4 protein-coding genes and 6 pseudogenes are annotated in these 16,401 nt (G+C 60.3%); 5 read left to right on the forward strand and 5 right to left on the reverse strand.

The window, feature by feature from the left end:
- Window positions 1-149: 149 nt before the first annotated feature.
- A pseudogene (locus tag HAP47_RS34205) lies at window positions 150-923 on the reverse strand (outer membrane protein).
- A 107-nt stretch (window positions 924-1,030) separates the two neighbouring features.
- Between HAP47_RS34205 and HAP47_RS34210 the strand changes: the two are divergent.
- A complete protein-coding gene (locus tag HAP47_RS34210) occupies window positions 1,031-1,747 on the forward strand; it encodes a ParA family protein (protein WP_231168563.1) in 717 nt (238 codons plus the stop codon).
- Window positions 1,716-2,678 carry a hypothetical protein gene (locus tag HAP47_RS34215; protein ID WP_210285313.1) on the forward strand — a complete coding sequence of 321 codons (963 nt, stop codon included), beginning with the start codon at window positions 1,716-1,718 and terminating at the stop codon, window positions 2,676-2,678. The genes HAP47_RS34210 and HAP47_RS34215 overlap by 32 nt, the downstream gene beginning before the upstream one ends.
- A gap of 419 nt (window positions 2,679-3,097) precedes the next feature.
- On the opposite strand, the pseudogene HAP47_RS41695 reads toward HAP47_RS34215, so the two are convergent.
- Window positions 3,098-4,170 (reverse strand): annotated as a pseudogene (locus HAP47_RS41695) (IS110 family transposase).
- Window positions 4,171-4,239: 69 nt separating this feature from the next.
- Here HAP47_RS41695 and HAP47_RS34225 point away from each other — a divergent pair.
- Window positions 4,240-4,552, forward strand: a pseudogene (locus HAP47_RS34225) (integrase core domain-containing protein); the annotation flags it as partial.
- 1,050 nt (window positions 4,553-5,602) lie between these two features.
- On the opposite strand, the pseudogene HAP47_RS34230 reads toward HAP47_RS34225, so the two are convergent.
- A pseudogene (locus tag HAP47_RS34230) lies at window positions 5,603-6,483 on the reverse strand (transposase).
- 1,643 nt (window positions 6,484-8,126) lie between these two features.
- Here HAP47_RS34230 and HAP47_RS34235 point away from each other — a divergent pair.
- Window positions 8,127-9,393 (forward strand): annotated as a pseudogene (locus HAP47_RS34235) (IS256 family transposase).
- 95 nt (window positions 9,394-9,488) lie between these two features.
- Window positions 9,489-9,734: pseudogene (locus tag HAP47_RS34240) on the forward strand (transposase domain-containing protein); the annotation flags it as partial.
- Between the two features lie 114 nt (window positions 9,735-9,848).
- Here HAP47_RS34240 and HAP47_RS34245 read toward each other — a convergent pair.
- Together HAP47_RS34245 and HAP47_RS34250 are read right to left on the reverse strand one after the other, a co-directional pair.
- The gene (locus HAP47_RS34245; protein WP_231168565.1) at window positions 9,849-13,748 is read right to left on the reverse strand and encodes a Ulp1 family isopeptidase; all 3,900 of its coding nucleotides are present in this window, start codon (window positions 13,746-13,748) and stop codon (window positions 9,849-9,851) included.
- Between the two features lie 264 nt (window positions 13,749-14,012).
- Entirely contained in the window at window positions 14,013-16,217 is a 2,205-nt protein-coding gene (locus HAP47_RS34250; RefSeq protein ID WP_173640829.1) for a hypothetical protein, read from the reverse strand.
- Window positions 16,218-16,401 lie beyond the last annotated feature (184 nt).

The following is a 16,401-nucleotide window of genomic DNA, read 5'->3' on the forward strand; positions in this document are numbered from 1 at the left end:
ATTTGCGACAAGCGCTCTGCTTCAGAGGTCCCAGCGCCGATTTATGTGGCGAACTTGCGTTCCAGATGACTACCTTGAGAGAGGAGCAACGCGCGTCAAGGATTGTCTCTAGCGCTCCGTGTGATCGAACGCTTCCGTTCCGGCGAAGATCAATATGTCGTGGCGAGCGCGCCACCCCAGCGGTAATTCAGGCGGACCAGACCGATATCGACGTCCTGACTGATACGGGCAGTCCCCGCGAAAGCGGCCGCCGGACCACCCACGAGTCCAGGTGAAAAAAGAAGTCCACGTCCCGATGACCCATGAACAGGTGGTCGTACTCAACGCCGATGGACCAGTTCGGAGCGAAGCCAAATTCAAGGCGCGCCCCTACCGTGCCGCCCCAACAAGTTTCGCTGCCGTTGTCGATAGTCAGCCCAGTCGCAAAATCGAAGACCCGGTATTTGTCGCGGACAACCGCAGCGCCACCCTTCACATAGAGCAGCATGTTATTCCAGGCATAGCCGACTTGGCCCATGAACAGGCCGAATGCATCAAGCTTGGATTCATCCTGGACGCCTGCAAAAGCGAGGTTGGCGTTGGAGCCCTTGAAATCGGCCCAGTCGCCCTACGCCTCCAGGCCAAACAGCGAGTTGGCTATTTGCCAGCGATAGTCGATTTGACCGCCGACCGTGCCTCCCGTCGCATTATGGCAACCCTATGCCGACGGGCGGAGCGACAATCGCGCCTCCGGCGTTGACCACGTCCCAGCATTGATGCGCGGAGCCGCCGCCGCCATTTATGCCGACGTAGAAGCCGCTCCAATCATAGATTGGAATGACCGCTGGGAGCGCTTTGACGTAGGGCCCCGCGGCCAGATCAGCGGCAGAGGAAGGGGCAACCAACGCGATCAGGGCTACCGTGCCCAGCAGGACCTTTTTCATTCTCTAAACCCAGCTTCGTATCGACCGTCCCTGACGGGTATAGGACGAAGATTGCCATGTGCCCGTCCTCTCCATCAATTCCCAAGGTTGGTAGTTGACTGACGCCCATGCAGCCGACGACTCATGCGTCTCATCTCGTTGTCATCCGGGAAGCGCAGGATATGCATGTCCTTGTTCTGGTCACCCAAAAAGGCGGAAGCGGCAAAAGCACGCTGGCGGTTGGCATTGCGGTCGCGGCGATGGGGAACGGGGAGCGCGTCGCAATTGTCGAGGCGGATCCACAAGGCACGATTTCAAAATGGAAAGAGCGGCGTTGCCATCCCTATCCGCGGGTCGTTCGGATCTCCGATCCCGCCGAACTAGAAGTGGCTCTCGTCAGCCTTGAAGCTGAGGGAATCTGGCTTACGGTCATCGATACCGCCGCCACGAACAATGCACTGGCCGTGCTCGCCATCGCGAGGGGCGATCTTTGCCTGATCCCAGTGCGTCCGAGTCTGGCCGACATCGAAGCTGCGATACCGACACTGATTGCTATTCGTAGGCTCAACCGCCGATTCGCTTTCGTCCTCAATCAGACGCCACCGCGGGGCTGCCGCTTGAGTGAAGCTGCAACGTCCCTCAATTCGCTCGGGGTGCTTGCGCATCCCTATGTCGGACAGCGCAATGTCCACCAGGACGCGCTTGGGGCCGGATTAGGCGTAACCGAGTTTGCACAAGAGGGAAGAGCCTCGGAGGAAGTTCGTGAGCTTTGGCGCTGGGTCTTGAAAATGCTTGTCGAGGGGTCGTTAGATCATGAGCCACACGAAAAAAAGGCGTCGTGCTAGCCATACGCGCTGTGCGCGACGCTCGCTGGTGGAGCTTACCGCGGCGGCGAGCCGAGCCGTTGACGATGGCCTGTTTGTGTTGTCCAGCGGGATTGCCGCTTCCAATCCGCGATCGGAGCACACAGGAGAGAAGACGCCTGATCAAACAATGCTTGCGAGGCAAGCGACGGCTCCGGGTGCCGTTGCGGTGCTTGAATCTCGGAATGCGGCGGCGCCGCGCAAGGACGAACTTCTAGATTCCGACGCTACGACTGAGATGATGGTGAAGATTGCCAATCTCGTAGAGACACGGGTGGGGAGGGAAGCGGCACCGAAAGACATCGGCCGCTCCGGTCTTGAAGGCGACTTTTTGACCGCTCTCAAAGAAGCCGCAACAGAGTTCCGCGCGGATGCGGCCGAGTTGATCGTGCAGAAGGAACCTGCCGACGGCGCGGGGCAGCCGCAACTGCGATACATGCGGCGGCTCACTGACGAGGCGGTCAGATTGCTGGACGATCTTCAGAGCGGCAAGCTGGAGAATCAGGCGAACTTCATCCTGAGCGAATGCTTCAGAGAAGCCGCTAGCGCGTTCTCTATGATCAATCAGCAGCTCAAGCGCGACGGCTATGCTGCGAGCATTGATCCATCAATCTTCATTTGGCTTGCCAATCTCATCGAACCGGAGACGCGCGACACCGGGACCATGCGGCTTGAGATCGTACCCAACCACCGAGCTCGTCCGAGCACGTATGCGCGCCAGGTCGGTCAATTCATCTGGCACCTTGTCGAGAGGCAAGGCTGCGGGCGACAGGCCGCATATCGGGCTGCGCTCACGAAGTTCAGCATAAGCGCGAGTTTCGCCGAGACGGCCTATGCCTTTTGGGAGCCGATCTTCAAGCGGGCGGGACCGCACGTGAAGATGCTGACCCGCATTTCAGATCCAGAAATGTAAAGCAAAGCAGCGTGGGCATTTGGCGTCCGATTTAACTGAGGCCCCCTGAGAGGACTGCCCGGCAACTTCGTCCGAGCTCTGGACGAAGAAGACGCTGACCTTGGGGCCGCTCCTGCATGGCCCATAATTGCGCTGATAAGGGCCCGGAGCGAAGCCGGCTGATCGTGCTGGGCGCCGTGACAATTGCGCCTGTGAAATCGAAGCCAGTACCGCATCTTGATTGTGCTCGTACTGCTCCAAGATTGCATCCCATAGGACTTTCCACTCCTTCGAGCCCCATTCGTAAGAACGTTGAAATAGAGGCGCCAACATCTGTTCGATGCCTTTGAAGAGTTCAATTATTGGATGGGACGAGCTTCCATCGAAAGTCTCTATTGGCGAAGGTTGCGCAGCGGACGTGCTTCTATTAACAAGGGAATCTAATTCATGCATGTTGTCGGTCTCAGATCAAGATCGGTCGAATGTTGTGCAATCAAGTTCGCTGCCTGCCACTGATTATTTCCTCCAGAGAGAGTCATCGCCCAGACGATCCGGGCCAGACTTGTTGGCGATGGCGACGACGACCATGTCCGACGCCGTTCAAGCAGGACTTTGATCCAGCCGCCTCCAACCCGGGAGCGTGCCTTTGGGCACCGAACGACGTTACGTGCTCCGATGACAAGCAAGTGCCTGAGATAGGAATCGCCCTGTTCGTAATCCGGCCGAGCCGATCCTTCCCGCCGGTGAAATTCTGCTTAGGCGTCAGGCCAAGCCAGGCCGCGAACTCGCGCCCGGAGCGGAACATTGTCGCATCCGGCACGGTCGCGGCGAGAGCCGTGGCCGTTATGTGACCGATCCCTGGAATCGAGGACAGCAACTTCGCCATCGGATTTATTCGCTGGATCTGAGCTAGCTCGCGCTCGATGGCCTCGACCTGCCGGTCCAATTCCTTCAGTTGGTTCACAAGGACGGCTAGTGCAATTCGGGCGTGGGCCGGTAGCATCAGTTCCTCGTCATCCAACAAGCCCACCAGACTGTCCGCCCGTTGCCGGCCTTGCCCGGCAATGATTCCGAACTCAGCAAAATGAGCCCGAGTGGCGCAGGCTGTCGTGGCCCGTTGGCGGACCAACAAAGCCTCTTGCACGATGAAGCATCAAGAAGCCATGGTTCTCGACGCTCTTGATTGGAACGAACCGCATATTGGGACGGGTGACCCCTTCGCAGATTGCAGCCGCGTCAACGGCGTCATGCTTGGCTCCTCTTCGTAGGTAGGGTTTAACATAGGCTGGCGGGATCAATCTCACATCGTGTCCAACTGGCGAATCTCCCGCGCCCGGTTGTGAGCAGTCGCGCAGGCCTCAATGCCGACTAGGCAAGGTACGAGCGAGGAGAAGAACGACACGATCTCGCCTGGCCGGAGGCGTTGGCGACAGGCCACTTGGCCTTGGCCATCAACGGCATGGATGTGAAATACGTGCTCCGAAACGTCCAACCCAATTGTCGCGACTTCCATTGGTGAACTGCTGGCTGTTAGCGGGTTCGTCCATCGCCAGCATATCGCCGGCGCCGAGGGAGCGGGGCCGTCTTCCCCATCAATGGCCGGATGCGCGATGAGCTGCTCAACGAGACCCTGTTCTTCGATCTTGGCGGCGCCCGCGCCAAGATCGCCAACTGGGTCGACGATGACAATCTCCGGCAGCCTCACTCGTCGCTGTAGTATGTCATCCCCCGCGGCCTATGCAGCCCACCTCACCGCAACGGACGATCGGCTACGCAACCCCGACCAGCTTCGCCGATCGTTCGTTGCTCCAACCGCGCCACTTGGCGTCCAAGATCCCGACACTCTAATGCCGCTGGATGAAAGTTCAGTGGCAGGTCCATTCGTGAATCCATGATCGCTCCTCCAGATTGGTTAGAAGCCGACATTGTGGTTCGATAGATGCACAACTTAAATTCCGATTCGAGTTTTGCAGTGTGTCAGGGTTGCAGTCGCGCGTAAGCGCGCAATCAATCTGCAACGAGCAGGCCTACGTGCGAGTGAATTTGCGTGATGCGAAGCACTGAAGCTTCCTGCCTGTGCGCTTGCGACGCGAGACGCGACGCCGACCCTCGAGGCAACGCCCTGAACTGCGACGTTTGTTTGTAGAAAGCACAACGCCGCCCGCTCAAAATGCATGCGGGCGGCGTTGGCTCTAGCCCCAGGAAGGAAATGCAAAATCCTAGCTTGCATAGAATATGGAGGAGGGCGCACGCCGTCGCTATCCGTAGGACTCCGGTATCCTCCAATGAATAGGGGAACTGTGCGGCGCGGGGTCTCGGATCAAGAAACTCAGTTGCTCGCCCAAAGCCAACTTTCAAGCTCAGCAATTTGGATCGAGAATGATCGGGGAATTTGGCCTCCTGAGTATGTTGCTGCGGTGGCTACAAATGACGCGGGCGCTGCCTTGGAGAAACCGCCCAAGCGCAAGTCTGGGCTGAGCAGATTTGGCCATCTCATGGGGTCGCGAGTGTGAATGTTTGAGAAGCCAAGCCCGCACGTTTCTCAGCAACTCGCGTACCAAACGGGCACGACGAAAAGAGAGAGGGAAGAACAGGACGCGCGCGGTTGACTAGTCGCGCCCTCGGAAAAGCGTGCGAGCGGCTGCTGACGACCGCCCGCACGAGTTGCGGTATGAAGAGAAGAAGCAAGAAGCCGTACTTTTAAAGCAGCAGACGAGCCAGAGCCGCGCTGGCGCTGGGATTGTCAGAACTTTTGTGTCAGGGGTTTCTGTGAAGGGTGAATTTGTCTCCCGGCATCAAGAACAAGGCATCAGCGGCATGGTGGATGAGTTTGCTTGGCCGCACCGAGCGTTCAAGTCCCGAAGCCGCGGAGCGGCGCGCCGCAGGCGAGGAACTTGACGAAGGGGCGTGCCGAGCCATCATGACCGTTGCCGTGATGCCGTTCGTCATCGCGTCGTTCCCGGAAAGCGCTCGCCGAACCGGATGGCAAACTGGCCCATCGCGGAGGTCCATTCGACCGGGCGTCGCCAGCGCAGGCCGGCATTCTTGATTGCGAGATAGAGCAGCTTCGACGCCGCGTCATCGTTTGGAAAGCTGCCGCGCGTTTTGATGATCTTGCGCAACGAGCGATGCAGCGCCTCCACAGCGTTGGTGGTGTAGATCATCTTGCGGGTGCCCGGTGCGAAGGCGAAGAATGGCACGACGTAATCCCAGGCGCTCCGCTAGGCCGCTCCGATCGCTGGATAGCGCTTGCCCCACTCGGCCTCGAACTCCTCGAGGCGGACAAGCGCAATATCGGCGTGCTCGGCCCGGTAGATCGCCTTGATCGCGGGCAGGATCGCCTTGCGGTCCTTCCGGGACACGAAGGCCATTTTGCCACTCCCGCACCTCATCGAGGACGGCATCGGTGACCCGGCTGATGAGATCGGGTGAGACCTCGGCCAGGTGGCCCTGGATCTCGCGCACCGTCATGCCGCGGGCATACAGGCCCAGAATCTTGTCGTCGAAGCCATCGAACCGCGTCCTGGCCCTTGGCGACGAGCTGCGGTTCGAAACTGCCGGCGCGGTCGCGCGGTATGGCAATCTCGATCTCGCCGTCCTCGGTCAGGATCGTCTTGCTGCTGGTGCCATTGCGGCTGTTGCCCGTCCCTCGACCGCCCGGATCGCCCTTCTCATAGCCGAGATGTTCGCTCAACTCGGCGGCGAGCGCGCGCTCGATCAACGCCTTCTTCAGCTGCTTGAACAGCCCGTTGTCTCCGGTCAGGTCCTCGGGCTTCTCATAGTTAGCAAGCAGTTGATCAAGCAGTTCAGGTGTTATCGTCGTCATGTGAGTCTCCTCGGTAGGGTAAACTCACAGAAACCTGCTTACACATTCCTTATGACACCCTCCTTCGCTGCCGCCGGCTGCGTCGCATCCTGGTGGGCACATTTCAGCTTGAGGACATCAGCAGGCGTGGCCTGAACCTGTTCAGGCTTCCGCGGCGCGAGGCGTGGTCAAGTCTGCCGGTGTAACCTGATCTTCTTGCCGACCTTCTGCGCTGGGTGGATCCGACGACCTGCCAAATAGTCAAGCCCCTTCATCGACGACAATTGCCGCAAACGATCAACTACCAATACTCGCAATTGACTGCTGATGGAGGTATGACCACCATCATCGGCCGATGAGCACGAAAAGGATATGGCTACAACACACTTGGTATGTTTCCTTCAACCAGTCGAAGGGGCCAAATCGATACCCCATTCGAGAAACCAGAACCTTTCCAAGCGAGGCTGACGCGAAGAGATTCGCAGACGAACTGCTGAACAGTCCATCCGCGAATTCGACTACCATGCTGGCTGGCACGATAAACCCACATTATCCAAGGCGCGTAATTGGATCGAGCGACATAATACTTTGGATACGTGGCCGCAACTGACATAATTGACAACCGCGCACGAAAACGGTGTGTTCGCGTCATTCAGTCGATAGCAATCAGAAAATTGTCTCGGGCGCTTCAGATTTCTGTGGGACGCCGATCGTGAGACTACCATCCACGACCATCTCTGAACCGGTAATGCAATGTAAGACGACTCGTCGCTAAGTCGGAACACCACTGCCTCAACGGCGTCTGCTCGGCCGTTAACGACGGGACGAACGATTTCCGATGCCTCCAATCTTTGGCGCCTCGAATACTTCGTACCGCGCCGGAACCGAGCACGGCGGAAGCGCGCGGATAGGCTTCGACTAGAGCTCGCCGACCCGGCACCCCCAAGGAATTAAGCGCGGATCTGATCAGCAGCATCCCCGCGATCGTCGCATTTACCGGAGAAGCGCGCCACGCTCGATATCCTCATAAAGCCGCCAGCTCCACTGCAGCTTTGCACAGGTCATGATCGGGTCTTGAGTTGATTTCTGGCTCTCGGCAGCCCAACGCCTCGCCCTAGGCATTTTGCCGGTGTCGAAGCTTCTTTTCTAGGTACAACTGGAGGCCGCCTGGGAATTGGCAGCACAACGGTTCATCGTTCGTCAGGGCACCAAAGGTTGGATGGTTTACGATCGAGAACGCAAGGGGCCGGCTCTTTTAAGAAACGGGGACAGGGCCGAGAAACTGTCGAGGGAAGAGGCCGAACGAATAAAGGGGCAGTTTGCGAACCAGGTCTCCTGACCGGCCGCTACCATCACTGAACGCCTCTGCCCTCAATTCAGGGCTCACCTCAAAATTGTCCTCCATTCTAAGTCGCTTCTTGCGCAAGCTGGTCGGTTCTACATCGCTTCCAGGATGTCACGGGCACCGAACAACTCGCATACGCAGACATCCACTCCCGTAATATCGGACGATGCTGTGGGCCTACGTGCCGATCCGCACAAAGCTCTGCGCGGGGAGAGTTCGGGGGGATGTCCCGGGTTCTGTTGAATTTCTGAAGAGGTCGGCGTTGCCCACCTTGAGCCGGTAGGCTCGGGGTGCTGATTCCATAAAGGAGAGCAACGCCATGACGAGAGATATCAAACCGGCTGGTTCGTCGGCGACCGCGGCGGTGGACGAAGCGTTTGCAGAAGTGCGGGCGAGCTTCGATCGGTTCTGCCTTGCGGCAGGGATGGAGGCGCTCGGCACGACGATGGAGGCGGATGTTGTGGCGGCCTGCGGGCCGCGCCACGGTCGCGACGCGGCGCGGCGGGCGCACCGTTGGGGTCGAACGCGGGGACGGATTGGTTTCCACGGCGGCAAGATCGAGGTCGAGCGTCCGCGGGTCCGGGGCGTGGATGGCGGCGAGGTCACGATCCCGAACTGGGAAACGGCGGCGCAGGAGGGTCTGGCTGGGTCGCTGGGCGATGAACCTGATGCTGATCAATGTGTCGACGCTCCGGTTCGGCCGTGCTGCCCGAGGGTGACGTGCCGGCACCGCCCGGATCGGGGTTTCGAAGTCGGCGGCCTCGCGGAGGTTCGTAGCGCTGTCGGCGGCGCGGCTGGCTGACTTCATGGCCGCCGATCTGTCCACGCTCGACCTTCTGGTGGTCCAAATCGACGGGCTGCATCTCGGCGACGATCTCGTGCTGGTCGCCGCGATCGGAGTTGACGGCGAAGGCAACAAGCATCCGCTGGCGCTGGTGGAAGGGGCGACCGAGAATGCCGTAACGGTTCAGGCCCTGCTGGACAACCTGGTCTCGCGCGGGCTCGACCCGACGGTGCCAGGACTGTTCATCGCCGACCGCACGAAAGGCGTTGTCGAAGGCGATCCGCCGCACCCTCGATTCGGCCGCTGCGATCCAGCGCTACCAGATCCACAAGGCGCGCAACATCATGGAACGCCTGCCGAAAGAGCATCATGCGGCCACCCGTCGGTGCTGCGCCAGGCCTGGGAGCTCAATGACGCCGACAAGGCTGAAAAATTGATCCGCAATCTCGCGCGTCGACTCGACCAGCAATGGCCCGGTGTAGCGGCGAGCATCCTCGAAGGCCTCGACGAAATCCTGACTGTCGTCCGGCTGAAGCTGCCGAAGGAGCTTCGTCGATCGCTCGCCTGTACCAACATCGCCGAGAACATGATGGGCACCATTCGCGGCGTCACGCGCAACATCAAACGCTGGCGCGATGCCGGTATGGCCTTGCGATGGGTCGCGGCCGGCATGATCGAGGCCAACAAGGGCTTCCGACGATTGAAGGCGCATAAGCAATTGTCGGTTCTGCGTGCGGCCCTTCAAGCTCACCGCGATCGCATGACGACCAAGCCCGTTGCCCGCGTCACGAGGGCAGCGTAACATTCATTCCGGCAACGTCGGCCCGACGTAGTTCAACACCGATCGGGACATCCCCCTCTACCCTCGACGCAGAGCCCTGTTTGGGCCGAATGACAGGCAGGATCTGCTTGACCAACAATTGTGCTGAGCGTGCATTGAGAGGCATCGCCTTGGGAAGGCGCAACTGGACCTTCGCCGGCAGCCAGCGTGGCGCCGACCGTGCCGCCATCATGCTGACGATCATCACGACCTGTCGCCTCAACAAAGTCGATCCCAAGGCCTGACTCGCCGACGTCCTCGCCCGTATCGCCGATCTTCCCGCATCGCATCTGCACGAACTGCTGCCCTGGGAATGGAAGCTCCTGCGCCGAGCCCGCCGGTCAGCAAGCCGCCTGACCTTCACGCAAACCATCATAGAGTTCGTCGTGCCCGCGCGCACGCTTCAATCAGGCGGTCTTCGTCGTATGCGTACGACATCAGCCCCTGAGTCGGTTCTGCAGCGCCTGCCGATTGGCAACGAGGCTGCTGAGGTTCAGCAGGTGTGGTGCTCGTCCTTGCTCCAATTGCCTAACCAGCGCCCGCGTGCCGTCCACCACGAAGACGCCGCAATCATAAGTGTTCAGCTGCTGGGTCATGCCGCGTGACTCCAGGCGGGCGCCCAGCCTTGCTGCGAGCTCTGCTGCGGGCGTGTTGTTGTATTCCCCCATGGAGTCGTAGCGATAGGCAACCGGCCTTTCGCGGTCGCGGCGATCAACAAACAGCAACGACCAATGGGTGCCGGGGAGATTCGTAGCACGGGCATTGTTCACTGGCAGGAACAGGAAGTCGGCTGTGTCGTCACCATTCTGATCATGGACGATGCGCTGGAATGCGCGTAGCATTTCGCTCTCGGTGCCCAAGCGCAGGCTAACAAGGGTTATGAGAGGATCCACGAACCGCGTCCGGGCGGCGAGATTCGGATTGTTCCCCCCCAACTCTTGCGCCAGGAGCTGGTAATCTCTCAGGACATGCTCGTCGCCCAGCCATTCCGTGTCCTCGAGCACCAGCCCGCGGCCGTGAGGCGAGGCTGTCGGACCTAAAGCCCCGATCTGAGCATCGTAGGAGGTGCTCGGAAACGCCGGCACAGAATTAACATCGTCGCGTGATTCAGACGGCGTGGCCGCAGTCAGATCAACCAATGGAGGACCGCCGTAGGTGCTTGAGCGAGCCCCGGCAGCCTGCGCTGGCTCAAAGTGAGCATCGTCGCGCAACTCGGACGGTGTCGGCGCATTCAGAGCAAGAAATGGCTCAAGACCAGCGTAGATGTCTGAGGGAGCCCTGGTAGAGTGCGCTGGCGCAAAGTGAGCGTCGTCGCCCAACTCGGACGGTGTCGGCGCATTCAGAGCAAGAAATGGCTCAAGACCGCCGTAGGTGCTTGAGCGAGCCCTGGCAGCCTGCGCTGGCGCAGAGTGAGCGTCGTCGCGCAACTCGGACGGTGTCGGCGCATTCAGAGCAAGAAATGGCTCAAGACCAGCGTAGATGTCTGAGGGAGCCCTGGTAGAGTGCGCTGGCGCAAAGTGAGCGTCGTCGCGCAACTCGGACGGTGTCGGCGCATTCAGAGCAAGAAATGGCTCAAGACCAGCGTAGGTGCTTGAACGAGCCCTGGCAGCCTGCGCTGGCTCAAGGTGAGCATCGTCGCGCAACTCGGACGGCGTCGGCGCATTCAGATCAACAGATGGCTCAAGCCTGCCCTTAGCATGTGACGGGGGCCTGGATGGTGATGCTGATTCTTGCAGCTGTTCACCCAACCAAGCCCAAGCTCCCGCGCTGGCTGGCGTTGAGGGAAGATCCTGCGCCGAGCCGGAATGCCGATCGCACTGCACGGCCGGCGAGCTCGGCTGCTCAGGGCCTGGCAACCCCAGCCCTCGGTTCGCCTCGATGAGTTTTAAGTAGCTGCGAAGATGCGACAAATCGGGACCGTGTATTCTGCTTCCAGTCCGCTGGAACGCTAGCACATCGTTGTCCAGCGTTAACTGCTCCTTGCTAGAGCCGTTAAGTCGCCCAGTTATGCTCCCCCTGCCGTTTTCTTTAAGCCACGCACTCAGCGCACGAAGACGTGTAGCCCGCTTCTGCGCAGACTGCCTCTGCGCCGCAATCGTGGTTCTAAGATCGTTCAAGGCTTGGCCGAGCGCTCCCTCGATGAAGGTGGCGTCTTCGGGATGAGGAACCACGCGACGGGGGCGACCAAGGACTCGGGGTTCGGGGGCTTCGGCTTCTTCACTCCCACGCAAGAGCCGCCGGAGAACATTCAGATTCGATTTGATGCTGTTCTGACGGTCCCGCCCCAAGCTCCTGTACGCCGCAATTTCCTCATCCAGCGATGAACCGCCTCGCAGCCGAGAAGCTACGGGCCCCCTATGACTTGCGTTGACCCAGCGAACAAATATCCCAAGCCCGGAAACACTGTTCTTGATGGCTCCTGGGGTGAGCTTGCGCCGCTCGGCGTCTACACGAAACTTCGCCAAGAGCTCCTCGTCTTCGCCCGGGAGCTGCTCGCCGATTAGTCCGTCCGACGACCGCAGGCTTTCGGGCGCAAACGTGTTCAGTGTGTTCCGAAAGGTAGCATCATCACGCAACTGGTACGATCTGGATGGAAGCTGAGCTGGGACAGGCAAGGATGACGCAGTTTCCGAGCTCGGCCACATGCTCCAATCAAAGTCGAGCGGCATCTGCGGTGACCAAGTTGAGGTGGACCCGGCGGGTTCCTGCGGTCCGGCTTGTTCTGCCCCCTGGAGCCGCTCAGGCGGGACCAAGACGGACCATGATGGGCCGCCTTCCACCATCACCGAAAGCTGATTCCTGACGGCGTCACGCGATGCGTCGTGCCGCCTAGCGGTGTCTCGGACATGCCTCGCTACTGAATGTGCCGCTGGGGCGTATTCGTGCGCACGCGACGGCATCGGCGCTTGCCTCTGCGATGGTGACGCCGCCAGTTGATGGGATGGGGTCTGCACCAGGTGCCGCTCAACGGCGACGCCCTGGGGGTTGCTTAGCGTCTTCTGCCTCTTCGCTGATCTCAACTCCCCTGTATCATGCTCATCGCTGATGAGAACCTGCTCGCCTGGCACGAGGGTGTTCCTGTGACGTTCATCCGACAGTTCGTGATCATGGTGGCGCCAGTTCAAGGGGCGAAGGGATTCTGCAGGATCCAATGCCAGGCTATGCCGCGGTGGAACCCCATGGTCGTCGCGGGGCAAGTTCAAGTCACGAAAAGACCCTCCTGCATCCGCTGCTTGTTGATGGTGCGCGATTGTCTCGAGAGGCGGCGAGGAGCTGGGTCCGTCCATCGTCTCCAAAAGCAGATCCTGCTGGTTCGCAGGCAGAGTCTCCGGCCAGCTGATAGCTCCATTCGAGCCGCTGTGCTGTGCAGTCGCGGCCCGGGTCCGCCTCGGCTCGGCGCGAACCGCGTCTTCGAGATCAGGAACGGGGCGAATATGAGGCCGGAGCTCGATCGCTCTAGCACCCGCCGGCGACCTCAGGAGATGAGCCAGTGCGGCCCCGGCTTTTCTGCGGCCACGGGGGTCCGCCTCCTTATACTGGCTGACATCATTATCCAGCGAGCCGTCGCCAAGTCGAGCAGCAATGCCGGGCTTATCGTTTTCACGGAGGTAATCACTGAAATCGATAAGAAGAGCTGCATAGGTCCTGACGGTGTTGGCGGTGCCTGACGCTGCATCTTCCTTGTACCTTTTGATGAGATCCGCATCTTGGGGATAGGGATTCAGCTCAACCCGGCTTGCAATCGGCGCGATGCCGCCCGGCGATTGGGCGGCTCGAAGATGATCCAGTGGCGTAGCGATGGCCTGCCCCTCCTGCTTGCCGAACTCCTGGGCATCCTTGTCCAGCGACTCTTCGGAAAGCCGGGCAGCAATGCCCGGCTTTCCGTTCTTTACGAGCCAATGCCCCAATCCGAGAAGACAACGTACATTGCGCCTGACGGTGCGCTCGGAGGCCCCAGCCTTGAAGAGTGCCGGCCCGAGCCCCTCAATAAGAGACGCATCTTCGGAATAAACAGGATCCATGCTGCTACCTGCGAAGGCCAAATTTGCATGGCCGAGCGGCAGCGCCGACGCATTCAGCATCGCTCCACCGTATTCACCGTGCGTAGCCGGCGTATATGGTTGCCCGCTCGCCCGCATGATGGGCCGCGCCTCAGATCGCGATGTATCCGCTTGATGGGCGCGGACCTGCATGAGCACGGGAGAGGACGGGACAGCGACCTCGCTCAGCTGCCGGTGAAAGGCCGCCGCCTCTGCCGACGAGTCGGCCGGAGAGGCATCTTGCGCGTCCACGCTATCCGTTTGTTGACGCACGCGATTCATTAAGACGAAGTTCATCTGTACTCACTTTCGAAGATGAAGGGCCAGGAGCGCTGATCGTATGCGTCTGGACTTGAGCGCCGGCATTTGACGGTTCAGCCGCCAAGCGAAAGGAAGTCCGTGGTCACGACGCTCCCGATCGAATTTCAATCGGACCCCGCTGTCGATCTGTTCGAGGAGTTCGTGCCGACTTCGAGCTCATCGAGGATTTCCTCTCGGTGATAACGGCCACTTGATCGTGTCACCACAGCGGCGCTCCGGCGCGAGACAAACCACCTGTAGCTACATCCCCAGGCGCGCCATCTGGGTCGACATGTGCTCCGTCTCGGGAAGGGGATACCACGGATGGCCACCAACTGCGGTGCTCATCAAGGACCTACAGAACGCCGGCGTGAGCTTCCCGCGGTGGATCACGACGTTCTCGCGCCCCGTCGCAGCTCGAGCGCTCTGCCAGTCCTGATTGTAGCCGCGTTGGTCATTGGACTTCACGTGGCAAGCGGCGAACTCGGCATCGCTCAGCGTTGCCAACTGCCAGGCATGTACCGGCCGCTTGGTATGGATGTGCACCCACATTGGGCTTGGCATCGCGCCATTGCGCAGGGCCTTGGGCTGCAGCTTGATCTCGAACAGTGTCCCCGGATCATCCTTCAAGGCGCGCGGTGGATTCACAGACGCCAGCTCCCCGGCCGCCCGCAACTGTTCAAGATACTTCTGGGACGGAAACGCGTAGGTCTTCATGCAATCGATCGTGATCGCCACCTTTCGCGCCTTCAAAGAGCTCGCCTGTCCCTGCACCTCGGACAACATCGCCTTGAGCCGGGTTATTTTGTCATGCACTTCCGGCACTTGCGCAGGCGTGAGTAGGACACGTCGGCGAGGCTCCTCCAGCGCGACTACACTGGCCTCAATCTCGGAGGCCTGCGTCTGCAGTCGCTTAACGACGAGATCCACGACGTGATCGGCGTCCTCGGGCTTCATCTGGCGCGCTTGCGAGACGGTGCTTTGCTGAGCGGGCAGATCGAACTGCAAAAGTTCGTCCAATCGCTCGATTAATCCGGTCAGTGCTTTCCTGGAGGGCGGAGCCTGCAATATCTCCAGGTGCCCAGTCGCCGACGATGACACCCTCGCGTCTGCCTCCTCCGCGCTCGCGAGTTTCTTTGTACCCAAATCCGAGAGTACGATCACCTTGCCTGTTGGGGCCGTGGCAGCGTCGGGCGTGGCGAGCTGCGGCTCGCGCAGCCCGGCCGCCGAACTTCGCTCGCCTGCGGCCGGGGCGCGCTTGCCTTTCCCCTTCCTCCGCGCCGCGCCCCCTTCAACCACTACGGCAGTCCGGGCCAGCGGCTCAATCATGGCGGGCGTCTTTGGCTGCACGACCAAAAGACGCGTGACGTCGTCCGCGGTGACCCATGCACCTTCCGCGATCTGGCCCAACAGTTCCAACGGAAGGTCGGCATCCGTTCCGGCGCCCCTTAGTCGGGTAACGATGCCGTGCACCCCTGAGGCAAATTCCGAAAGCCGTTCCATGACTCCTTCCAGAACGGTGCAGTGGTCTGCGTCGAGCGCCGCTCCCTCCAGAACGGCGTGGGAAGTCGAGTTGAATGCCGGAAAAAAATCCGCGATAAAGGTCCCAAGCAGTCGCACCCGCCCATCCTCACCCATGAGGGCGTCGTTCACGGCTGGGCCGAACGTGGCCGCCTTCGACTCGATCAAGAGTCGCGCGAGAGCGATGCGCGATTCCAGGTACATGCACTTCGTATACAGTGCCCAGCCGGTATGCTGGCGTAGCGCGGCCTCTTCTTCCTCCCGCATCTTGGACGTGGTGCTGGGCAAGTTGGCGGTGTCCGTATAAACGGACCGCATCCGCTCCGAGCGCAACACCTTCTTTCCCCACCAATCCAAGCAGGCTTCGTAATGCTTCGCCACGCTGGATACCGCCCGGCCCAGCTGGTCGGACGGAGCGCCGGCATCTCGCATCCGACCGAGCACGGCTGCTGCTTTGCTCCTGTTCGCCTCCAGGTTGTTGACAATCCAGGTGGCCGCGATGTTGCATTCGTCTCCCGCAGCGATAGTTTCGGCGCGGACTTGACGAGCCTGACTGTCGGAAAGAAGCCTGCGCGCCATGTCCGAGGGGAGGCTCGCGTAATACTCCAGAACTTCCGAGCCCGCCTTGACGATTTGATCGATCAGCTCTTGCGTCTCCGACGGATTCCGGGCTTGTGTGGCTGCATTTCGAGAACTATCAAGGCCCTCAAGCAGGCTGCGCATTTTTTGCTTCGCTGCCTTGATTCCGTCGACACTCGAGGGCATCCGGACTGCCACACCGGACGCGGGTGGCTCACTCATGAGCGCGGTTCCTCCGGAGCGCATCCGCTCCAATTCCCTGTCGAAAGATTGCCCGCCTTCCCCAGGGGCGGGACTGGGCTCCGGGCTCGAACTGCTCGATCCCCATGCGCTGTCGGCTCCTGAAGGCCCAATAATGCCCGCCATCTTCCACCTCCAATCAGGTCCATAATGCGCAGCCTGTTTGGATAGACAGCTCGGCTGACGAGAAGCTGACCAAGAGCGTTTTCCCCGGATGCACAGGAAAACCCAGCTCACCATGGGTTGCAATTCTATGGCGTCTGGGGTGCTGCTGGAGGTAGCGGGGCATCGTCAACTTAATCGACCGGGA

The organism is Bradyrhizobium sp. 41S5, assembly GCF_011516665.3.
GTDB classification, from domain to species: Bacteria; Pseudomonadota; Alphaproteobacteria; order Rhizobiales; family Xanthobacteraceae; genus Bradyrhizobium; species Bradyrhizobium quebecense.

Bases quoted from the DNA above. Each gene is read 5' to 3' on its own strand.
- HAP47_RS34250 (WP_173640829.1), bottom strand. From the start codon at position 16,217: ATGGCGGGCATTATTGGGCCTTCAGGAGCCGACAGCGCATGGGGATCG.
- HAP47_RS34210 (WP_231168563.1), top strand. From the start codon at position 1,031: ATGCAGCCGACGACTCATGCGTCTCATCTCGTTGTCATCCGGGAAGCG.
- HAP47_RS34245 (WP_231168565.1), bottom strand. From the start codon at position 13,748: ATGAACTTCGTCTTAATGAATCGCGTGCGTCAACAAACGGATAGCGTG.
- HAP47_RS34215 (WP_210285313.1), top strand. From the start codon at position 1,716: ATGAGCCACACGAAAAAAAGGCGTCGTGCTAGCCATACGCGCTGTGCG.